The sequence below is a fragment of the Methylobacterium sp. GXS13 genome (assembly GCF_001455965.1).
Lineage (GTDB): Bacteria > Pseudomonadota > Alphaproteobacteria > Rhizobiales > Beijerinckiaceae > Methylobacterium.
Map to the genome: position 1 here is coordinate 123836 of NZ_LKKO01000069.1, position 20284 is coordinate 144119.

Below are 20284 nucleotides of genomic sequence, written 5' to 3' on the forward strand. Positions count from 1 at the left end.
CGCGCGCCATGAACCGTCAGGCGACGTTGAGCCGTCGGCCGCGGTTCCAGGCCAGGAACGGCACTCCGGAGAGTAGCCCCGCCAGCGCCGCCCGCGATTGATGGCAGCCGTTGATCGAGACGCGCGGCAGGGCGTGCAGATGGCCGGCATGCTCCGCGAACAGATGCCCGGGCCGGGTCGTGACGGCCGTGGCGAATCCGTGCTCCTGCGCCAGCGTGAATTCCCGGGGGCCGGCCGAGGTCGGGTCGCCGACCGGATAGGAGAAATGGCGCACGGTGCCGCCGAGCTCGGCCTCGATGCGGGCGCGGCCCTCGGCGATCTCGCGCACGGCAATTGTCGCGTCGTGCTTGGCGAGCATCGGGTGGCTGACCGTGTGGGCGCCGATGGTCACCGCCGGATCCCGGGCCAGATTCCGCAGCTCGGTCCAGGACAGGCACAGCTCGGACGCGACGGAACCCGGCGCGAAGCCGGCCTGCCGGCACAGAGCGGCGATCCGGGCCAGCAGATCGGCCTCGGTGCGGCGGCGCAGGTCGCGATAGATGGCCTCGAAGGCCAAAGCCTTCTCCTGCGGGCTGCGGGTCGGCAGGTCGAGGCTGCCGGTGCCGATGGAAATCCGAACCCGGTCGAGTCGCGCGATCGCCCGTTCCAGCTCGATCCACCACAGGCGGCCGCCCTGATCGGCAAACCCGCTCGTGACGAACAGGGTCCAGGGGACGCCGTGGCGCTGCAGCACCGGGCGGGCATGCTCGACATTGTCGCGATAGCCGTCATCGAAGGTCAGGACCGCGAAAGGCGGCCCATAATCCGGCGCGGCAAGCCGCTCCGGCACGGCATCGAGCCCGATGATGTCGAAGCCGCGCGCGTCCAGCTCGCGCAGGGTCTGATCGAGGAAGTCCGGCGTGATGCTGAGCAGGCGGTTCGGCGCGAAGTCCGGCACGGGATCCGGGCTGACATGGTGGAAGGTCAGGATCACCCCGAGGCCGCGGGCGGCGGGCGCCAGCCAGCGATCGGCGCCGAGCGCCTGGATCGCGCGGAAGCCGGACGCGAACACCCGATGCTTGGCACGCGAGGAGATCATGGATCGAGCCTGATCGGGCCGCACGGCCCGGACAGACCAGCCATCACCCGCCGGAGTAAAGAAACCCGAAAGCCGAACGCCGACGGAAAACAGGCGGGAAGATTGTATTAGCCAAGGTCGCAATTGGCCGGGTCTTGCCCGCACGCCCGATCGCCGAAGTCACCGGCCATTCAGAGCGTGGCCCGCAAGGTCGGCCCTTGGCTTCGGGCGGCGCCCGGCGCAGCGGGAGACTTGGTATGGCGACCGGCGTCCAAGTGGCGGGAACGGACATGATCGGTGCGCGTGCGTCCGCAACGCTGACCGCGGAGGTGTACTCCGATCTCGCGGCGGTCGAGGCGCTGTGGCGGCGGCTCGAATCCGATCCGGCCAGCCTGCACACGCCCTATCAGCGGTTCGACTGGGTCGGCGCCTATCTCCGGGCGACCGGCACGGAGGCGGATGCCCGGATCGTCGTCCTGCGGGATGCGGAGGGTCGCGCCCGGATTCTGCTGCCGCTGGTGCTGTCGCGGATCCTCGGGCTCACCGTGGCGCGGGTCGTGGGCGATACGCATGCGAATTATCACATGCCGCTCTTCGCCACCCGGGATGCGGCCGCGATCTCGCCGGGCGAAGTCACCGCCGCCCTGATCCGCGCCGGCCGGCCGGCCGGTATCGATGTCTACGCGCTGCAGCATCAGCCCCTCATGTGGGAGGGCGCGGCCAACCCACTTTCCGATGCGGGCGAGCCCGAAGCCAGCGATGCCTACGGACTGATGCTCGGTCCCGATTCCGAAGCGACGGTGCGGCGGGTGTTCAGCGCCGACGCCCGCAAGAAGCTGCGCTCGAAGGAGAAGCGCCTGATCGAGGCCAAGGGCGCCCTGGCGTATCGCCGGGCTGAGACACCCGAGGACGCAGCGCGGTATCTGACGGCGTTCTTCGACCACAAGGCGGTCCGGTTCGCCGGGATGGGCGTCCCCGACCCCTATGCCGCCGAGCCGATCCGCCGGTTTCTGACCGCGGCGGCATCCGGCGCCGATCCGGCGGTCGAGATCCACGCGCTGTGCCTTGCCGAAAGCGGTCGCGTCCTCGCCACCTTCGGGGGGGCCGTCAGCGACCAGCGCTTTAGCGGCATGATGACGGCGTTCGATCCCGATCCGGAGGTGGCCCGGTTCAGCCCGGGCGATCTGCTGCTGCAGCATCTCGTCGCCGACCAGACGGCCCGGGGTCGGCAAGGCTTCGATCTCGGGGTCGGCGAGGCGCGCTACAAGGCGAGCATCTGTGACGAGACGATCGGACTGGTCGAGACGATCGTGCCGGTCTCCTTGCGGGGCCGCGCCTACGGGCTGGCGCAGCTGGGTCTGACCCGGACGAAGCGGCGGATCAAGCGCGATCCGCGCCTCTACGCCGCCGCCGCGCGCCTGCGGAAGCTGACGCGGCGGTCGTGATCCGGGCCTCGCTCGCGTGGCGCGGCGTCCCACGAGGTGATGGGACGCGTCTGGCCGTCAGCAGCGGCGCCCCCACTCAATGCCCTCATCCTGAGGCGGCGCAGCGAAGCCGAGACCTCGAAGGAGGCCTCCCGCAAGCCGCGCGATCCCTTGCGGGCGCCTTCGAGGCCCGCTGGCGCGGGCATCGCAGGATGAGGGCGCGGGGGGGAGTGAGGCCGTGGCTTGACGCCTGCGAACGCTGACCCCGCGGTCTTGGTTCAAGCGGCGTTGAGCCGGAGGTCCGGAGTCGAGCGGTCAACCGTCGCGGCGTGATCTGCCCCGTGGTCCTGAGCGACCAGGATCTGCCCGGCGCCCGCGTCCTCCGCAATGGCGTAGAGGTCGGCCAGGGCCGGATCCTCGGCGGACGCGTTCGACGCGATGACGACGCTGTCCATGTAGCCGCCCGTCAGTTCGAGGAGGTCGACGGCGCCCGGAGCGGCGTGAAGCCGGCAGACGACCCAATCATAGGCCTCGGCGAGAGCCTCGAAGGTCAGGCTGAGGGCATCGGGCTCGTCGAACAGCGCTTCGGCTCCGGCGCGACCCACCCCGATCCGGTGCAGGCCGCTGCCAGCCGCCGGCTGGATCACGTCGAGGAAGGCTGCGTCGCCCGCCATGAGATCGGTGAAGCCCAGTTCGAGGCTTTCGCCATTCAGATCAATAGTGACGAGGCTGGCCTTACGGCCGAGCGCACGGACCAGCGCGTCGTGCAGGGCCTGGTCGCCGTGGGACACTTCCGTTTCCATCACCAGGACCCGACGGCCGGTGCGATCGCCGGGCTCCCGGGCGACGGCCGAGAGACGGGCGATCAGCGGCGCGAGGTCGTAGGCCTCCGCGGGCACCCGTGCGATGGCGGGCGGTGCGGCCGGGGCTTCGGCTGCCTCGGCACCTTCCGCCGTCTCGGACCACTGGGCCGGGGGCATCGCCTCCGGGAAGGCGAAACCCGGGCGCTCCAGCTCTGGTTCGCGGCGCGTGCGGCGGTCGGCGGAATTGAGATCGGCCTCGGCATCCTGTTCGCGGCGGCCGGATTCCGAGAGTAGCGCGCTGGCCAGAACGCCGCCGATGGCCAGCATCAGGGTCACCAGCGTCGCGAACCCGACGATCGGCAGCTTCTTGGGGAAGGACGGGACTTCCGGGGTCACGGCACGCGAGACGATGCGGGCATCGGCGGGCGTGGCGCTCTCGCCGTCGCGGGCGGGGGCCTCGCGGTAGCGGGACAGGTAGGATTCGAGCTGCTCGCGCTGCGCCTTGGCCTCACGCTCCAGCGCTCGAAGCTGGATCTCGCTGGCATTGCCCTTCACGACCACGTCCTGCTGGCCATCCACGGCGGCCTGAAGGCTGTCGACCCGGGAGCCCGCGATCTTGGCGTCGTTCTCCAGGGTGCGGACCACGCGCTCGGCGGAGGTCTTGATCTGGGCGTCGAGGTCCTCGAGCTGCGCGTGAAGCTCCTTGATCCGCGGATGGGCCGGCAGCAGCGTGCGCGATTCGAGCGCCAGCTGCGCCCGCACGGCGATGCGGTTGTCGACGATGCGCCGGATCACCTCGTTGTTGGCCACCTCGGTGATCTCGTAGGCGCGGCCGTCCTTGATCAGATCCTTGATCGCCTTCACCCGGCCGGCGAGGTCGGCCTTCAGGATCCGGGCCTGGGACAGTTGGCTCGACAGCTCGCCGAGCTGCTGCGTGGTCAGCGGCTGACCGGCGGCGCCGCCGCTGCCGACCAGGCCGTTCTTGGCCCGGAACGCCTCGACCTTCGCCTCGGCCTCGGCGACGCGCTTGCGCAACCCGTCGATATTGCCGCCCAGCCAGGAGGACGCGTAGCGCGCGGTGTCGACCTTGTCGGCCTCCAGCGACGAAATATAGAGCTGCGCGATCGTGTTCGCGCCGTCGGCCGCCAGCTTGGCGTCCTTGGCGCGGAACTCGATCGTCAGGATGCGCGACTTGCCGGCCGGATAGACCAGCAGGTGCTCGAAATAGGCATCGAGCACCCGGTCCTCGGCCGGGCGGTCGAGGGGATTGGCGCCGATACCGAGCATCATCATCACGCGCTGCACCGGGCCGATGCTGCCCGAGCCCGGATCGAATTCCGGATTGCCCACGAGCTTGAGCCGGCGGATCGCCTCCCGGGCGAGGTCGCGCGACATCACCACCTGGACCTGGCTCGCCACCGCCTGCTCGTCGATCGGCGCGAGCTGGTCGGTGCGCTCCTGAGCCGTCCGGGCGAAGGCCGGATCGCGGCTCTCCAGGATCAGCTTCGCCTCGCCGGTGTAGCGCGGGCTCACCACGTTGACGAAGAGGCCAGCGCCCAGCGCCACCACGAGCGTCGGCCCGACGATCCAGCCGATCGACCGGCGCAGGATCTGCGGCACCTGTGCGAGGCCGACGCCTTCCCGGGTGTCGGACCGCACGGCGGGCACGGCGAGAGGCGAGCGCAAGCTGATACGAGACATGAGACGCTCTGAGCGCGAAGGCCGACCGGATGACAAGCATTGCCGTCCGGGCGCTATTAGAGGTCGTTAAGGTTGCTTGGACGTTAAGATGCGTGCCGTGCCGATCTGTTCGGAACTGGCAGGTGGAATCATCAAGATTCATTAACCTTAACGGCCTACACCACCCCGACTTGGAACCCATGACGGCGATGGTGATGAACCGGCGCGCTCTCCTTCTCGCTCTTGGATCGACTCTGGCGCTCGGCGGTTGCCTGCGTCCGACCTTCCGCACCGATCAGCTCGATGCCACCGGCACCGGCTCGATCGGCGCGCGCTACCCGCTCTCGGCGGGCGACAAGCTGCGGGTGATCGTGTTCGGGCAGGACAATCTGTCGAACATCTATGCGGTCGACGGCGCCGGCAAGATCGCGATGCCGTTGATCGGCACCGTGCAGGTCGGCGGCCAGACCACGGGTCAGGCGGCCCGGGCGATCGAGGCCAAGCTCGCCTCCGGTTTCGTGCGCGAGCCGCACGTGACGGTGGAGGTCGATACCTACCGACCGTTCTATATCCTGGGGGAGGTGACGACCTCGGGCCAGTACCCCTTCGTCAACGGCATGACCGTGGAGACCGCGGTGGCCATCGCCGCCGGCTTCGGGCCTCGGGCCGCCCGGGACTACGCCGTGCTGACCCGTGATACCGGCGGCGGCCTGGTGTCGGGAATCGTGCCGATGACTTATTCGGTCCGGCCGGGCGACACGATCGTGGTCAAGGAGCGGTTCTTCTGAGACCTCCTTCCGGGGGCTACGATGTTGACGGCCGCCGATCACGTCTGTGATGACGCCGGAACACCTTGGGCTGCTCGGCGCGCAGGGAACGTCGGGCCCGGCTCGGATGCGCCGCTTCCTGCGATCCGTTCGTGACGTTCACGATCGGCCCCGCGCTTCAGATCAGCGGCCGTCATCTCGCTTGAATACCGCGCATGGCGCGTCTGGGGCGTTGAACCCCCACTGCCTCCGCGGATGAGGCCGCGCATGGAGACACCTCGTTCGCCAGGATCTCCGGCTCCATCGCCCCCCTCACGACCGACAGCGCGCATCACGCTGGCGCAATCATACGCGCAGCCGACGACGCGCCCTTCACAGCGCCGACGTTCTAGGGATAAGCCTCGCTGTAGATCCCGGTGCGCGAGGTCTATCGGTCGCAGCCGCGAACGCCGCATCCCCTCGCAACCGGCCAAGATCGCACTACAGTTGGTGCCAGAGAGTGCCGACGAGGGCACCCAGGGAGGATTCGTATGCGCCGCCGCGTCGAGGCAGGTCTGAGTGGTATCGCCCTCGGAGCGTGGTTCGCCCTCGGCGGGCCGGCCCTGGCCTACACTGCCTACGTGACCAACGAGAAGGGCAACTCCGTCAGCGTCATCGACACGACCACGATGGCCGTGACCGCCACATGGAAGGTCGGGCGCCGGCCGCGCGGAATCACCGTGTCGAAGGACGGCAAGGAGGTGTTCGTCTGCGCCAGCGACGACGACCGGATCGACGTGCTGGATGCCAGCTCCGGCAAGGTCGTCCGCTCCCTGCGCTCTGGCCCGGATCCCGAGCAGTTCATCCTCGACGCCTCGGGCAACCCGCTCTACGTCGCCAACGAGGACGACAGCCAAGTCACGATCATCGACATCGAGAAGAACAAGGTCCTGGCCGAGGTCCCGGTCGGGGTCGAGCCGGAGGGGATGGGCCTGTCGCCGGACGGGAAGATCCTGGTCAACACCTCCGAAACCACGAACATGGCGCACTTCATCGACACCAAGACCTTTCAGGTGATCGACAACGTGCTCGTGGATGCGCGGCCGCGGTTTGCCGAGTTCACCGCCGACGGCAAGTTCCTGTGGGTCTCTTCCGAGGTCGGCGGCACGGTCAGCGTGATCGACGTAGCGCAGCGCCGGGTGGTGAAGAAGATCACCTTCAAGATCCCCAGCGTGAACGACGAGGCCATCCAGCCGGTCGGCATCCGCATCACCAAGGACGGCACCAAGGCGTTCGTGGCGTTGGGCCCGGCCAACCGGGTCGCGGTCATCGACGCCAAGACCTACGCGGTCGAGAAATATCTCCCGGTGGGCCAGCGCGTCTGGCAGCTCGCCTTCACGCCCGACCAGAAGATGCTGTTCACGACGAACGGCACCTCGAACGACGTTTCCGTGATCGACGTGGCCGCCGAGAAGGTGGTCAAGAGCATCCCGGTGGGCCTGCTGCCCTGGGGCGTGGCCATCTCCCCGAATTGATTCTTTGCGACTTGGCCGGTGCGCGGGGAAAGCGGCAGGGCCGGCCCGGCGCCCATGATGCGGAACAGGACCGCCGGACCGGCGGCATACGGGTAGGAACGACATGACGCCGACGTTTCGGATCGCAGCCCTCGCCCTGGCCGGCCTGTTCGCGGCCGGGCCGGCCAGGGCCCTCGACCTGACCAAGAAGCGGGAGAACCTGCCCGACCTCGTCCTCGGCGACGACCAGGGCAACGACTTCGCGGTCGAGAACCGGGACATCACCCTCGAATCCGGCAAGGCCTACCGGCTGCGCATCGTCGCCAAGGGTGGCCAGGAGTACAAGTTCTACGCGCCCGAATTCTTCCGCTACATCTGGCTCAACCAGATCGTCATCGAGCACAAGGAGATCCATGGCGGCGGCGCGCCCGATCACCTGGAGTTCGACGAGCCGGGCGAGATCGCCGTCGAGTTCGTCGCGATCAAGCCCGGTGCCTACAAGTGGGAGGCCCGTGGCCTCGAGGCGAAGGGCATGACCGGCACGTTGACGGTGAAGTGATGGGCGCCGGTTTCAGAATGTGGCGCGAGGCCACAAACGCATCTCCCTCCCCCTCTGCGGGGGAGGGTGGGCCGGCCGTCAGGCCGGGTCGGGAGAGGGGAGCGCGGCTTCCGGACAAGGCGGGTTCGGTATGAAGGCCACAGCCTTATCCTGCGCCGTCGCTCCCCTCTCCCGACCCCCTTCGGGGGCCACTCTCCCCCGCAGAGGGGGGAGGAGGTTCGCGCTCGTGCTGCTCAGCGGCCTTCTGACCACGCCCGCCTTCGCGGCCGATGACGCCGCCTCCTGTGCCGCGGGCATCACGATGATCCGTGATGCGCTGGCCGCGAACCAATCCGAGGCCGCGCTGCCCAAACTGAAAAAAGCCCTCCGCGTCGCCGAGCGCGAGCAGAAGGAAGGCGAATTCGACGAGTGCCTCGACGCCGTCGCGGATGCTCGCAAGGCGCTTGGCCGATGAGCGAGACGGCCCTGCTGGTCGAGCATGTCGGCCATCGGTTCGGGGCGCGCGCGGCCCTCGACGACGTGTCGCTGACGGTCGAGCGGGGGCGGTTCGCGGCCCTGCTGGGGCCCAACGGCGCCGGCAAGACGACTTTGTTTTCCGTGATCACCCGGCTCTACAATAACCAGAGCGGCCGGGTCTCGATCTTCGGCCACGGGCTCGATCGCGAGCCGTCCCGGGCTCTGGCCCGGCTGGGCGTGGTGTTCCAGGCCCGGACGCTGGATACCGATCTCACCGTCGAGCAGAACCTGCTCTATCACGCCAGCCTCCACGGTATCACCCGCACGGCGGGGAAGCTGCGGGTGTCCGAATTGCTCGACCGCGTGGGCCTGGCGGACCGGCGCCACGACAAGGTCCGCACCCTCTCGGGCGGCCAGTCGCGCCGGATCGAGATCGCCCGCTCGCTGATCCACCGGCCTGACCTGCTGCTGCTCGACGAGCCGACCGTCGGGCTCGATCTGGAATCCCGCGCCGACATCGTGGCGATCGTCCGCGCCCTCGTGCGGGAGGAGGGGCTGTCCGTCCTCTGGGCGACCCACATCTTCGAGGAGATTTCCGCGGACGACGAGGCCGTGGTGCTGCATCGCGGGCGTATCGTCGCCCGGGGCCGGGCCGGGGATATCGGTGCGCCGGGCGAAGGCTTGGCCGACGCATTCCGCCGGCTCGTCGCCGAACCGGGGAGGGCGGCGGCGTGATGGGCGACCGAACGATACGCGCGCGCTCCCTCCCCCCTCTGCGGGGGAGGGGGAGGTGCGTGTTTCCGGCCCTAGCCCTCGCTGCGAAATCAAAGGCGCGTCGTTCGACATGAGTCAGTTTACATGACGACGCCCCTCGCCACCGCGGTCCCGGCGCCGCCCTCCCAGAAAACCGCCCGCCAGGTGGGCCGGCTCGATGCGGTCGGCTACCTGATCTGCCTGGGCGGCATTGTCCGGCGGGAGTTGCTGCGCTTCTTCAATCAGAAGGAACGGTTCTTCTCCGCGCTGGTCCGGCCGCTGGTGTGGCTGTTCATCTTCGCCGCCGGGTTTCGGAACACGCTCGGCGTCTCCATCGAGCCGCCCTACCAGACCTACGTGCTGTACGAGGTCTACGTGGTGCCGGGGCTGGCGGTGATGATCCAGCTGTTCAACGGCATGCAATCGTCGCTGTCGATGGTTTACGACCGCGAGGTCGGCTCCATGAAGGTGCTGCTGACCTCACCCTATCCGCGCTGGCTGCTGCTGCTGGCCAAGCTGATCGCCGGCGTCTCGGTGTCGATCGTCCAGGCCTACGCGTTCCTGGCGGTGGCCTATTTCTGGGAGACCGACATTCCGGCTCTCGGATACCTCACGGCGCTGCCGGCCTTCCTGGCCTCCGGTCTCATGCTGGGGGCGATCGGCCTGTTCCTGTCGTCGCTGGTGCGCCAGCTCGAGAACTTCGCCAGCGTGATGAACTTCGTGATCTTCCCGATGTTCTTCGCCTCCTCGGCGCTCTACCCCCTGTGGCGGATCCGGGAATCCTCGGAAACGCTCTACTGGATTTGCGAGTTGAACCCGTTCAGCCACGCGGTCCAACTCGTCCGCTTCGCCCTCTATCTCCAGTTCGAGCCGGTCGCCTGCGCGGTCGTCATCGGCGTGACCTTGGCCTTCTTCGGCATGGCGGTCGTCGCCTACGATCCCGGTCGCGGCATCATGGCCCGGCGCGGCGGCCCGGCCGGCGAAACCAACTGACGGAACCCTTCGATGACCCGTATCGCCGCCCGCCTTCTCGCCTCTGCCCTCGGTCTCGTGCTCACGGCCGGACCTGTCCTCGCCCAGCCCCGGCAGGATCCGGACTGGCCCTGCGTCCAGCGCAAGGTCGCAACCTTGAGCCCGGGGCAGTTCTGGACCGGGCCCGATATCGCGGCGGCCGGCGATTGGGGCAGCGACAACGACGCGGCAGTGCTGGCGCAGAAGATCGCGTCCCGCCGCACCGAGCTGACGGAAGTGGCGCCGCTGCTCGACGGCTTCGTCGCGAAGCTCGGGGCCGACAAGGATGCGAAGGACAAGGCGCTGACGCATGTCTACGCCGGCGTCTTCGAAGTCATCAACGGCGAGCGCGACAAGGTGATGGGCGGGATCGCCCGCTATGCCCAGGGACAGCGCCGCATGGCCGAGCGGGTCCGCGATGAGGCCGACAAGATCAGCCAGACCAAGGACGCACCGAGCGCCACGGACGCGACCGAATTGCCGAAGGATCAGTCGGACCTCGAGACCAAGTTCGCCTGGGACCGACGCATCTTCCAGGAGCGCAGCCAGTCGCTCACCTATGTCTGCGAGGTGCCTCAGCTGCTGGAGCAGCGCCTCGGCGAGATCGCTCGACTGATTCAAGCCCGGCTCTAAAGCGAAGCTCAGAGACCGACGGGCGAGATTGCCAAAACATCCCGGGCGCCTTGCCGGATTATCCCTAAGCCTCTGAAATCGTTATAAAAACTGTTGCCGTTACATCACGTGCGTTGGCGTTCGAGTTCGGTATTTCCGAAAGGTTGCCGAAACACGGCGCACGTGGTTTCCAGTCAATTGTGTCCTTTTCCGTCCCCGGCCAAGAGTGATCACAAGCTCGACAGCAACGAGCGCGGGTTCACGGCAAGGGGATTGGAATGTCATTGAGGGCGCTTCGGAGCAGCCTCGTCGCGTCGGCGTCGGTTCTAGGCGGGGCGATGCTGCCCTGCGCCGAGCAGGCACAGAACGCCGTGACGCTGGGCGAAATCAGCGTCGTCTCCACCTCACCGGTCGGCTCGGGCGGCGGCAATTCGAGCCGCGTCCAGAACCTCAACGGCCCGGGTGGGTTGGAGCCCGCCGGCTCGGCGCTGCCGCCGATCGGCCCGGTGCGCCTGCGTGGCAGTGAGCAGCCCCTCTACAAGATCCCCAGCACGGTCGAGACCGTCACGGCCAGCGACATCACGGTCGACCGTGGCACCGACAACGTCGTGGCGACCCTCGCCCGGCGCACGCCGGGCCTCAACCTGTCGGACTCGCAGGGCAATTCGAACCGCCCCGACGTCACCTATCGCGGCTTCACCGCTTCGCCGGTCCAGGGCGTGCCGCAGGGCCTCGCCGTCTACCAGAACGGCGTGCGCATCAACGAAGCCTTCGGCGACATCGTCAATTTCGACCTGATTCCGCCGCAAGCCATCCAGCGGATCGACGTCGTCACCGGCAACCCGGTCTTCGGCCTCAACGCGCTCGGCGGCGCGATCAACATCCAGATGAAGAACGGCTTCACCTGGCAGGGCACCGAGATCACCGCGTTCGGCGGCTCGGACGCACGCACCGCGGGCTACATCGAATACGGCAAGGTTTCGGGCCCGTGGAGCGTCTACTTCACCGGCGACGGCCTGAATGACCGCGGCTGGCGCTACGAGAGCCCGAGCACGATCGGCCGGCTCTACGGCGATATCGGCTACCGCTCGCAGGATTCGGAATTCCACCTGATCGGGCTCGCCGCCCGCAGCTTCTTCGGCGCCGCCGCCGCGACTCCGGTGGACTTCACCCATCGCGACCCGCGGGCGATCTTCACCTACCCGCAGACCACCACCACCGAAGTCGGCACCATCCAGCTCACCGGCCGGGTCGACGTGTCACCGACCTGGGATCTCGCCGGCAACGCCTATTTCCGCCGCTTCAGCCAGACCTATGTCGACGGCAACGACGGCAACTTCGAGAATTGCAGCACCCGCTCCAGCTTCCGCGGCAACCTCTGCTTCGAGGATGACGGCTTCAGCCCGGGGGCCGGGCAATCGCAGCTGGCCTTCCGCAACCAGTTCCTCATCCTCGGCCAGCAGAACCAGCGCATCCCGTTCCGCGCCAACGTTCCGTACGGCACCCTCGACGTGACCAACACGGAGGCCACGGGCTTCGGCGGATCAATCCAGGCGGCCAACCGCGACCGGGTGTTCGGCCTGCCCAACACTTTCGTGGTCGGCGGCAGCATCGATGCGGCCAATTACTCGTTCAAGTCGTCCAGCACCCTGGGCGTGATCAACCCGAACCTGTCGATCACCACCGATCCGAGCAACCCGTTCTACGGCAACATCCCGGGCCTCGGCACGCCGCAGCTCCGGACCGCCGGGGCGCTCGGCATCGCGCCGAGCTCAGTCAACGGCTCGAACCTCTATATGGGCCTCTACACCCTCGACACCCTCGACGTGACCGACCGGCTGTCGCTCACCGCTGGCGCACGGCTCAACTTCGCCCGCATCCAGAGCGAGGATCTCACCGGCTTCTCGCCGGACGTGACCGGCACGCATTACTACAACAAGATCAATCCGGTGGCCGGCCTGACCTACCGCTTCACCGACGCGGTCAACCTCTACGGCAGCTACTCGGAATCGAACCGCGCGCCGACGCCGCTGGAACTGGCCTGCGCCAACCCGGACCGGCCGTGCCTGCTGCCGAACTCGCTGGTGGCCGATCCGCCGCTCAAGCAGGTGACCGGTCGGACCTACGAGGTCGGTTTCCGCGGCGCGCTGCCGAACACCTATGATGGCGGCGTCATCACCTACAAGATCGGCGCCTTCCGCACCGACCTGGCGAACGACATCCTGTCGCTCGCCACCCCGGGCAACACCGCCCGCGCCTACTTCGTGAACGTGCCCGCGACCCAGCGTCAGGGTATCGAGGTCGGCAGCGAATACACGGCCGATTACCTGCGGGTCTATGCCAACTACGCCCTGATCGACGCCACCTTCCAGTTCAACGGCACCCTGTCCTCGCCCAATAACCCGCTCGCGGATGACGGCGCGATCCAGGTCCGGAGGGGCAACGTCGTGCCGCTGGTGCCGACGCATCAGTTCAAGACCGGCTTCGACTACTTCATCACCCCGGCCTGGCAGGTCGGCCTCTACCTCCAGGCCTTCTCGTCGTCCTACTACCGCGGCGACGAGTCGAACCTGAACCGCAAGCTGCCGCCCTACTACGTGATGAACTTCCAGACGAAGTATCAGGTCACCAAGAACCTCGAGGTGTTCGGTCTGATCACGAACCTGACCAACAACCGCTACACCACCTTCGGCACGTTCGCCGAGCCGGGCGCGGTCGCCGGCAACCTGCGGATCAGCGATCCGCGGACCACGACCCTGGCGCAGCCGTTCTCGATCTACGGCGGCATCCGCTACGCCTTCGGCGCCGACCCGGTGCCGATGTCGCCCGAGCCCATCATCCGCAAGTACTGAGAGACATCACCGTCCTAGCAGGGCGCTCCGTGCGGTCTTCGGACCGGGCGGGGCGCCTTTCGCGTTTCCAGGCGCCACGGGACGGAACGCCGTGCGGCCTCACGTCTCAGGAACGGGGTTCGGCGCCCCGCGTCTCTTCCCGGAGCGACAGACGCTCCGGCCGGCCCCCGGCGATCCCCGCGGGTCGTGGCCGGTTGCGACCTGAACGACGTGGAGAAACGCCTCGATGATGATGAGATTCGCCTTCGCTGCCCTGGCGCTTGCCGCCGCCACCATGGCCGGGGCGACCCCGTGCGCCGACGAGGTGTCCACGCTGCAGAAGCGCCTGGACAGCGCGGGCGCCGCGTCGGTGACTGGCACGACGCCGCCCGGCGGTACGACCTCGTCGCATTCCGACAAGGCGCTCGCGACCCCGCCGGCCCTGACCAAGGGCGATGCCGCCGTGAAGCCGACCGCGTCGGGCGTCGAGGAGGCGAAGAAGCTCGTTGCGAAGGCCGCCGCCGAGGACAAGGCCGGCAACGCCGAGGCCTGCCGCAACACGATCATGCAGGCCAAGGAAAAGGCCGGCGCCCTGCCGTAGGGTCTGGATTCTTCCCACCCGGAGGCACGGCTTGGTGCATGGGGTTTGGTACCGGACCCGAAAGAGACTTGATCTCGCGCCCCGACACGCCTGCGCGACCCTGGGCATGCCCAGGGTCGCCGCGGGTGGGTCGGGTATCAATCGGCACCGGACACCGTGTGCGGCTCTCGTAGCCCGCAGAGACGAGCTGCACCGCAAGAGGGTAGCGCGATCACGCGGTCTGCCAGCGCGCTGTGTGGGGCGTCGCTTCGTCGAGGGACACGATCCGCCCTCGGCGCGGCCCGCCGACAGCCTCCGCACGCGCAGACCCGTGACCTAAGCTTTGCGCTGGGCGAACCTCAACGCCGCCGGCGATGCCGATAGCTCGTCGAGAACGAGGCGTATTGCCGACCGCCGCGCCGCGACCGGTAGCGGCCCCGGCGGCCGGTCGACGCCTCGACGGCCTCTTCCGCCTGCGGCAGCGCTTCGGCGAGCGCCGGAGCGGCGGCCGCGTCGGCAGAGGCGTAACCGCCCGCGACATTCCGGGCTGCCGGTCCGAACATCGCCAAGCATTGGTTGTACGCGAGGTCATTCTTCAGCCGCTCGCACTCCCCGATCGAACGCGGCGTACCTTGTGCGAGGACCGGACACGGCGCGAGCAGCACGGCAAGTGCGGCCAGATGCTTGAGGCGCAGGGGCAAGCGATACACGAACGGGGATCTCGACCTCGGATTCCAGGCTTCTGGCGCCCGAGTGCGGCAAAATCGAGGGTCGCCCCTAACGGTCCGGGCGCTCCATCCACCGGATCAGCGGCATCAGCGGGAAGATCCAGGCAATCCCGAGGATCGAGTAGAGCATGGCCTGGATCGCCGCCGGGGTCTCGGCGATGCGACTGTCGGCCAGGGCCATGGCCAGCGGCCCGTACAGGCAGACGAAGGCCAGCATCGTGACGGTGCCGATCAATGTGCGGGTGCGGCGACGCATCACGATTCCCACAGCCTCGTCTCCCCCTGAGGTGAAACGGCTATCGTCCGCGGCCCCGGTTGGCAACGCGCGCTCTGCCGCGGGCTGCGGCGCCACCGACATTGCCCGTCTTGCGCGCATCCCCTAACGCGTCGCCAGGGCCGGGACATCCCGGCAACCGCGGAAGGGATGAAGGTGATGAGAGTCTCGGGCGACCACCGATCGGGCGCCGTGCGGGCGTGGCTCTACCTGATCGCGGCGCCCGTGGTCGCCATGGTGGCGGTCGGCGGCGCGACGCGCCTGACCGGGTCCGGCCTGTCGATCACCGAGTGGCGCCCCGTGACCGGGATCGTGCCGCCCCTGTCGGACGCGGATTGGGCCACAGAATTCGCCAAATACAAGGACACGCCGCAATACGCCATTCTCAACCAGGGCATGGGTTTGGCGTCGTTCAAGGTCCTGTACGGCTGGGAATGGGGCCATCGCGTCCTCGGCCGGCTGATCGGCCTCGTCTTCTTCCTGCCGCTGGTGGTGTTCTGGTGGCGCGGCCTAATCAGCCGCCGCCTCGGACTCGGGCTTCTGAGCCTCGGCATCCTCGGCGGGCTCCAGGGGGCGATCGGCTGGATCATGGTCGCCTCCGGTCTCCAACCCGGCATGACCGCGGTGGCGCCGCTAAAGCTCGCCCTGCACCTGACGACCGCGAGCCTGATTCTCGCCGGGCTGGTGTGGCTGGCGGCCGGCCAGCGCAACGACACGGTCGATCCGGCACCGGATCGCATCCGCTGGGTCGCGTTCCTGCTGCCGGCGCTGGTTCTGGGACAGATCTTCCTCGGCGGGCTGGTCGCCGGGTCGCATGCGGGCCTCGTCTACAACACCTGGCCCAGCATGGATGGCGCCCTCGTCCCGCCGATGGACAGCCTGTTCGCGATCCAGCCCTGGATCGAGAACTTCGTCGACAACCACGCCCTGGTCCAGTTCGACCACCGGGTGACCGCCTACCTGCTCGTCGTCGTCGCACTGCTGCACGCGATCGATGCCCGGATGTCCGGTTCGTCCGGCGCGGCGGGTCGCGCCGGCGGCGTCGCGGCTCTGGCCTTGGCCCAGGCGGGGCTCGGCATCGCGACGCTGCTCCTCGCGGTCCCGCTCTGGGCGGCTCTGGCCCACCAGATTCTCGCGATGGCCGTGCTCACCATGGCGGTGGTGCATGCCCGGATCGGCGGCGGCATCATCGGCGTGCGGCGCGCCGCCCGGGAACCGGCACTCGGATTCGAAGGGCTCGCGCAGCACGGTGCTTAAGGCTTGGTGCGGCGACGCCGCCACGCACAGCAAGACTTTCACCACGCGGCAATAGAACCTTGGGATAAACCCGGCGTCAGCACTTTGCATAGGGAACGACTGAGCTCTCTTAAGCTTTAGGCTGCAGGCGTAGCAGGAGGCTCCATGATGTCTCTCGCGGAGGACGGTCGCCCGCTGACTCTGACGTGGCACTACACGCCGCGCGAGATCGTTGCGGATGGTGTGATCCATGGCCTCGGGGTCGTTCTCGGTCTCGCCGGCGCGGTGGCGCTGGTGGCCACGGCCCTCACCGCCCATCTCGGCTTCGGAGAGCGGGCCGCGATCGTCCTCTACGCCACCGCCCTGGTGCTGATGCTCGGCGTCTCCGCCGTGTACAATCTTTACCCGGTCAGCCCGCGGAAATGGCTCCTGCGCCGCGCCGACCACGCGCTGATCTACCTGATGATCGCGGGGACTTACACGCCGCTGGTGGCGCTCGTGGGCTCCGGCATCCGCGCCTACCTGCTGCTGGCGGTGATCTGGCTGGTCGCACTCGTGGGCATCGCGGTGAAACTGTTCCTGCCCGGCCGGTACGATCGTCTGTCCATCGGACTCTACCTGCTGCTCGGCTGGAGCGGCCTGCTGGCTTACGAATCGGTCATTGCCGCCCTGCAGCCGACGGCTCTCTGGCTCCTGGCGATCGGCGGTCTGCTCTATTCGGTGGGTGTGTTGTTCCACGTCTGGCGCACGCTGCCGTTCCAGAACGCGATCTGGCACGGATTCGTGCTGGCCGCGACGGCCTGCCATTACGGAACGATCTGGGCCAGCCTTAACGGCTTGCCACTGACGTGAATTGATCCACAGCAGTAAAACTCCGCTTACCTTCCCGCTGAAAAGGCCGATCAAGCGGGGGTCCGTTTAAGTTTACTGCGACCGTCACGGCACCACACTCTCGGGACTGTTATTCCCGGGAGCGATACCGTGGCGGCGAAGCCGAACGAGACCCGAAAAGCTCAGTGCCAGCGCATCCTGCACGTGTTCCGCGCGCCGGTCGGTGGCTTGTTCCGCCACGTCATGGACCTGGCCCGGCTGCAGGCCGAGGCGGGACACGCCGTCGGAATCGTCTGCGACGCGAGCACGGGCGGCGAGCGCGCCGCGAAGGCCCTGGCCGATGTGACACCGTCGCTCGAACTCGGCCTGATCCGGGTCCCGATGCGGCGCAACCCGCACCTGTCGGATTGGACCTGTCTTCGGACGATCACGCGCAGGGCCGAAGCGGTCGGCGCGACCGTGCTGCACGGACACGGGGCCAAGGGCGGCGCCTATGCCCGCCTCGCCTCATCACCGGCGATCCGTGCCTACACGCCCCATGGCGGCAGCTACAATTACAGGCCGGGCAGCGCCCTCCACCGGGCCTACATGGCCGCCGAGGCCGTGCTCGCCCGCCGGACCGACGCGTTCCTATTCGAGAGCGAGGGCGTCGCCGGGCGGCACCGGACCTTCGTGGGGGGCCCGGAGCAGGTGACCCGGATCGTCCACAACGGCATCGCCGATGCCGAATTCGCCCCGGTGCCCCAGGCGGCCGACGCCGCGGACCTGCTCTATGTCGGCGAGCTGCGTGAGGCGAAGGGCCTGCCCTACCTGCTTGAAGCGCTGGTCCGGCTCCGCGCCGAGGGCCGGCCGCTGCGGTTGCTGATGGTCGGGTCCGGCCCGGATGCCGACAGCCTGCGCAGCATGGTCCAGCGGCTCGGCCTCTCGGACGCGGCGTCCTTTGAGCCGCCACAGGCGATCCGGTCGGTGCTGGCACGGGGCCGGATCCTGGTCGTGCCGTCGCTGGCGGAATCTCTGCCTTACGTCGTCCTGGAGGCCGCGGCAGCATCGCAGCCGTTGGTCGCCACCCGCGTGGGCGGCATTCCGGAGATTTTCGGACCGATGGCGAGCGACCTCGTCCCGTCCCGTGATTCTGGAGCACTTGCCGGCGCGATCCGCCGGGTGCTCGACGAATCTCCGGACGCGCTCTCCACACGCGTGCGGGCGCTCAGCGCATCCATCCATCAGCGATTTTCCCTGGCGCGGATGGGGGCCGATGTCATCTCGGGCTATGCTGCCGCCTTCCAGGCTCGCGAGGAGCGCCTGAAGGTGGGCTCGGACAAGCTCGCTCAGGCACGCACAGCCTGAGAGCAAGGCTACGCGCATCTGACCCTGGCCGGGGGCCCACGCAGGTGGGCCCTCGATCCGGCGGGCCCGCGGTTAAGTTTCTTTACGATGCCTCGTGCAAGGGTCCCGATCCAGAGCATCACGCTGAAAAGCAGTTTCCGGGTCGCGGAAACAGTGGATGCAACGTGAGGACCGGCGCTTTGCCCGGGAGGAGCCGATCGATGAGCGCGTTCGACATCCGCGATCTTCTTGACGCCACCGGCCCACTCGACCGGCAGACCATGCGGACGCGCGGCAGCGACGGTCCGATGGCGGAGACGCTCGCTCCGGGGCCAGCTGCGCTCTCACCGGTTGTGATCGCAGGGTTGGTGCGGGCCCTCGAACTCACATTGATCTTCGGGCTCGGCGCGCTCCTGCACCTCCTGATGCTGCGCGGCCGGGTCCCCTTCGGTCTGACCTATACCGGTGTGATTGCGCTGATCGCTGCCTTTACGGTGGCGCTGATACAGGCCTCGGGTGGCTACCGGATTTCGGCCTTCCGGACTTTCGCCAAGTCGGCGATCCGGCTGATCGCCGCTTGGTCGATGACTTTCCTGATGGTCGCCGCCCTGTTGGTCCTCGGCAAGATTGCCGACCATTATTCGCGCCTGTGGCTCGCGACCTTCTACGGCGCCGGCCTTGCCGCTCTGCTCGCCGGGCGTTTCGCGCTCTCGCAGGTGATCGACGCGCAGACCCGGGCCGGCCGCTTCGACCGCCGCACGGCCATCGTCGGCGGCGGCAAGCCCGCCGAGGAGTTGATTGCGGCTCTCGAGAGCCAGAGCGACAGCGGCATCCGCATCGTCGGCGTGTTCGACGACCGCAACGCCGACCGCTCCTCCGACATGGTGGCCGGCCACAAGAAGCTTGGCAATGTCGACGACTTGGTCGCGTATGCCCGGCATGCCCGGCTCGACCTGATCGTGTTCACGATTCCGATCACCGCCGAGGCGCGGATCCTCCAGATGCTGGCCAAGCTCTGGGTCCTGCCGATCGACATCCGGCTTTCGGCCCACGCGGCCAAGCTGCGGCTGCGCCCGCGGAGCTACTCGTATCTCGGCTCGGTGCCGGTCCTCGACGTGTTCGACCGGCCGATCGCCGACTGGGACGTGGTGGTGAAGGCGGTGTTCGACCGCTGCGTCGGCCTGTTGATGCTGCTGGCTCTATCGCCGCTCATGATCGGCGTGGCGCTCGCCGTCCGCCTGACCTCGCGGGGGCCGGTGCTGTTCCGGCAGAAGCGCCACGGCTTTAACAACGAGCTGATCGAGGTGTTCAAGTTCCGCTCGATGTATGTCGATCAGTGCGATGCCGGTGCCGCCAGGATGGTCACGCGCGGCGATCCCCGGGTAACCCCGGTCGGGCGGTTCATCCGCAAGACCTCGCTGGACGAACTGCCCCAGCTCTTCAATGTCCTGAAGGGCGATCTCTCGCTGGTCGGGCCGCGCCCCCACGCGCTCCAGGCCAAGGCTGCCAACACCCTGTATGATCAGGTGGTCGACGGTTACTTCGCCCGCCACAAGGTCAAGCCCGGCATCACCGGCTGGGCGCAGGTCAATGGCTGGCGCGGTGAAACCGATACGTCGGAGAAGCTACAGCGGCGCGTCGAGCACGACCTGTTTTATATTGAGAACTGGTCGGTCGTACTCGACATGCAGATCCTGCTGACCACACCATTCGCGTTATTCAAGACCGAAAACGCGTATTGACGCTGTCCAATCGGAGAGGTCGCAAACAGGCATCCGGCTCGTGTCATGAACGATGCCGATGGCGATCGTGGCACCAGATGATCAGTCGTGTCCGTCAAGCAGAACTTGGCGGGTGAATCCG

General features: G+C 68.0%; 18 protein-coding genes. 14 read left to right on the forward strand and 4 right to left on the reverse strand.

Features of this window, described 5'->3' with window-relative positions:
• Positions 1–16: 16 nt before the first annotated feature.
• Positions 17–1078 carry a polysaccharide deacetylase family protein gene (locus tag AO398_RS22870; protein WP_058194469.1) on the reverse strand — a complete coding sequence of 354 codons (1062 nt, stop codon included), beginning with the start codon at positions 1076–1078 and terminating at the stop codon, positions 17–19.
• A 236-nt stretch (positions 1079–1314) separates the two neighbouring features.
• Between AO398_RS22870 and AO398_RS22875 the strand changes: the two genes are divergently transcribed.
• Positions 1315–2502 (forward strand): GNAT family N-acetyltransferase, encoded by a 1188-nt coding sequence (locus AO398_RS22875; RefSeq protein ID WP_058194470.1) that lies wholly within the window; start codon positions 1315–1317, stop codon positions 2500–2502.
• A gap of 257 nt (positions 2503–2759) precedes the next feature.
• On the opposite strand, the gene AO398_RS22880 is transcribed toward AO398_RS22875, so the two are convergent.
• Positions 2760–4985 (reverse strand): GumC family protein, encoded by a 2226-nt coding sequence (locus tag AO398_RS22880; RefSeq protein WP_058194471.1) that lies wholly within the window; start codon positions 4983–4985, stop codon positions 2760–2762.
• A 188-nt stretch (positions 4986–5173) separates the two neighbouring features.
• Between AO398_RS22880 and AO398_RS22885 the strand changes: the two genes are divergently transcribed.
• The 9 genes from AO398_RS22885 (at position 5174) to AO398_RS22925 (ending at position 14047) form a co-directional block, all read left to right on the forward strand.
• Entirely contained in the window at positions 5174–5752 is a 579-nt protein-coding gene (locus AO398_RS22885) for a polysaccharide biosynthesis/export family protein (RefSeq protein WP_058194522.1), read from the forward strand.
• Positions 5753–6261: 509 nt separating this feature from the next.
• Entirely contained in the window at positions 6262–7245 is a 984-nt protein-coding gene (locus AO398_RS22890; RefSeq protein ID WP_058194472.1) for a YVTN family beta-propeller repeat protein, read from the forward strand.
• A gap of 103 nt (positions 7246–7348) precedes the next feature.
• Positions 7349–7783 carry a hypothetical protein gene (locus AO398_RS22895; protein ID WP_058194473.1) on the forward strand — a complete coding sequence of 145 codons (435 nt, stop codon included), beginning with the start codon at positions 7349–7351 and terminating at the stop codon, positions 7781–7783.
• A 226-nt stretch (positions 7784–8009) separates the two neighbouring features.
• On the forward strand, positions 8010–8237 hold the full coding sequence (locus tag AO398_RS22900) for a hypothetical protein (protein ID WP_058194474.1): 228 nt from the start codon (positions 8010–8012) through the stop codon (positions 8235–8237).
• Complete coding sequence (locus AO398_RS22905) at positions 8234–8974, forward strand: ABC transporter ATP-binding protein (protein WP_058194475.1); 741 nt, start codon at positions 8234–8236, stop codon at positions 8972–8974. Before AO398_RS22900 ends, AO398_RS22905 begins: the two co-directional genes overlap by 4 nt.
• A 123-nt stretch (positions 8975–9097) precedes the next feature.
• A complete protein-coding gene (locus tag AO398_RS22910; protein ID WP_058194476.1) occupies positions 9098–9985 on the forward strand; it encodes an ABC transporter permease in 888 nt (295 codons plus the stop codon).
• 12 nt (positions 9986–9997) lie between these two features.
• Entirely contained in the window at positions 9998–10636 is a 639-nt protein-coding gene (locus tag AO398_RS22915) for a hypothetical protein (protein WP_058194477.1), read from the forward strand.
• Positions 10637–10893: 257 nt separating this feature from the next.
• Entirely contained in the window at positions 10894–13467 is a 2574-nt protein-coding gene (locus AO398_RS22920) for a TonB-dependent receptor (RefSeq protein WP_058194478.1), read from the forward strand.
• A gap of 226 nt (positions 13468–13693) precedes the next feature.
• Complete coding sequence (locus tag AO398_RS22925) at positions 13694–14047, forward strand: hypothetical protein (protein ID WP_082643408.1); 354 nt, start codon at positions 13694–13696, stop codon at positions 14045–14047.
• A 338-nt stretch (positions 14048–14385) separates the two neighbouring features.
• Here the strand turns inward: AO398_RS22925 and AO398_RS22930 are convergent, their stop codons facing one another.
• Together AO398_RS22930 and AO398_RS22935 are read right to left on the reverse strand one after the other, a co-directional pair.
• The gene (locus AO398_RS22930) at positions 14386–14721 is read right to left on the reverse strand and encodes a hypothetical protein (protein ID WP_243958574.1); all 336 of its coding nucleotides are present in this window, start codon (positions 14719–14721) and stop codon (positions 14386–14388) included.
• 82 nt (positions 14722–14803) lie between these two features.
• Positions 14804–15010 carry a DUF2842 domain-containing protein gene (locus AO398_RS22935; RefSeq protein ID WP_058194524.1) on the reverse strand — a complete coding sequence of 69 codons (207 nt, stop codon included), beginning with the start codon at positions 15008–15010 and terminating at the stop codon, positions 14804–14806.
• Positions 15011–15187: 177 nt separating this feature from the next.
• On the opposite strand from AO398_RS22935, the gene AO398_RS22940 reads away from it, so the two are divergent.
• From AO398_RS22940 to AO398_RS22955, 4 genes are all read left to right on the forward strand, one after another.
• On the forward strand, positions 15188–16285 hold the full coding sequence (locus tag AO398_RS22940) for a COX15/CtaA family protein (RefSeq protein ID WP_082643412.1): 1098 nt from the start codon (positions 15188–15190) through the stop codon (positions 16283–16285).
• 147 nt (positions 16286–16432) lie between these two features.
• A complete protein-coding gene (locus AO398_RS22945) occupies positions 16433–17116 on the forward strand; it encodes a hemolysin III family protein (RefSeq protein WP_058194525.1) in 684 nt (227 codons plus the stop codon).
• A gap of 129 nt (positions 17117–17245) precedes the next feature.
• Complete coding sequence (locus AO398_RS22950) at positions 17246–18442, forward strand: glycosyltransferase family 4 protein (RefSeq protein ID WP_058194481.1); 1197 nt, start codon at positions 17246–17248, stop codon at positions 18440–18442.
• A gap of 200 nt (positions 18443–18642) precedes the next feature.
• Positions 18643–20163 carry an undecaprenyl-phosphate glucose phosphotransferase gene (locus AO398_RS22955; protein ID WP_058194482.1) on the forward strand — a complete coding sequence of 507 codons (1521 nt, stop codon included), beginning with the start codon at positions 18643–18645 and terminating at the stop codon, positions 20161–20163.
• Positions 20164–20284 lie beyond the last annotated feature (121 nt).

Bases quoted from the DNA above. Each gene is read 5' to 3' on its own strand.
- AO398_RS22945 (WP_058194525.1), top strand. From the start codon at position 16,433: ATGTCTCTCGCGGAGGACGGTCGCCCGCTGACTCTGACGTGGCACTAC.
- AO398_RS22890 (WP_058194472.1), top strand. From the start codon at position 6,262: ATGCGCCGCCGCGTCGAGGCAGGTCTGAGTGGTATCGCCCTCGGAGCG.
- AO398_RS22885 (WP_058194522.1), top strand. From the start codon at position 5,174: ATGGTGATGAACCGGCGCGCTCTCCTTCTCGCTCTTGGATCGACTCTG.
- AO398_RS22940 (WP_082643412.1), top strand. From the start codon at position 15,188: ATGAGAGTCTCGGGCGACCACCGATCGGGCGCCGTGCGGGCGTGGCTC.
- AO398_RS22935 (WP_058194524.1), bottom strand. From the start codon at position 15,010: ATGCGTCGCCGCACCCGCACATTGATCGGCACCGTCACGATGCTGGCC.
- AO398_RS22880 (WP_058194471.1), bottom strand. From the start codon at position 4,985: ATGTCTCGTATCAGCTTGCGCTCGCCTCTCGCCGTGCCCGCCGTGCGG.
- AO398_RS22905 (WP_058194475.1), top strand. From the start codon at position 8,234: ATGAGCGAGACGGCCCTGCTGGTCGAGCATGTCGGCCATCGGTTCGGG.
- AO398_RS22875 (WP_058194470.1), top strand. From the start codon at position 1,315: ATGGCGACCGGCGTCCAAGTGGCGGGAACGGACATGATCGGTGCGCGT.
- AO398_RS22870 (WP_058194469.1), bottom strand. From the start codon at position 1,078: ATGATCTCCTCGCGTGCCAAGCATCGGGTGTTCGCGTCCGGCTTCCGC.
- AO398_RS22955 (WP_058194482.1), top strand. From the start codon at position 18,643: ATGAGCGCGTTCGACATCCGCGATCTTCTTGACGCCACCGGCCCACTC.
- AO398_RS22910 (WP_058194476.1), top strand. From the start codon at position 9,098: ATGACGACGCCCCTCGCCACCGCGGTCCCGGCGCCGCCCTCCCAGAAA.
- AO398_RS22925 (WP_082643408.1), top strand. From the start codon at position 13,694: ATGATGATGAGATTCGCCTTCGCTGCCCTGGCGCTTGCCGCCGCCACC.
- AO398_RS22920 (WP_058194478.1), top strand. From the start codon at position 10,894: ATGTCATTGAGGGCGCTTCGGAGCAGCCTCGTCGCGTCGGCGTCGGTT.
- AO398_RS22915 (WP_058194477.1), top strand. From the start codon at position 9,998: ATGACCCGTATCGCCGCCCGCCTTCTCGCCTCTGCCCTCGGTCTCGTG.
- AO398_RS22895 (WP_058194473.1), top strand. From the start codon at position 7,349: ATGACGCCGACGTTTCGGATCGCAGCCCTCGCCCTGGCCGGCCTGTTC.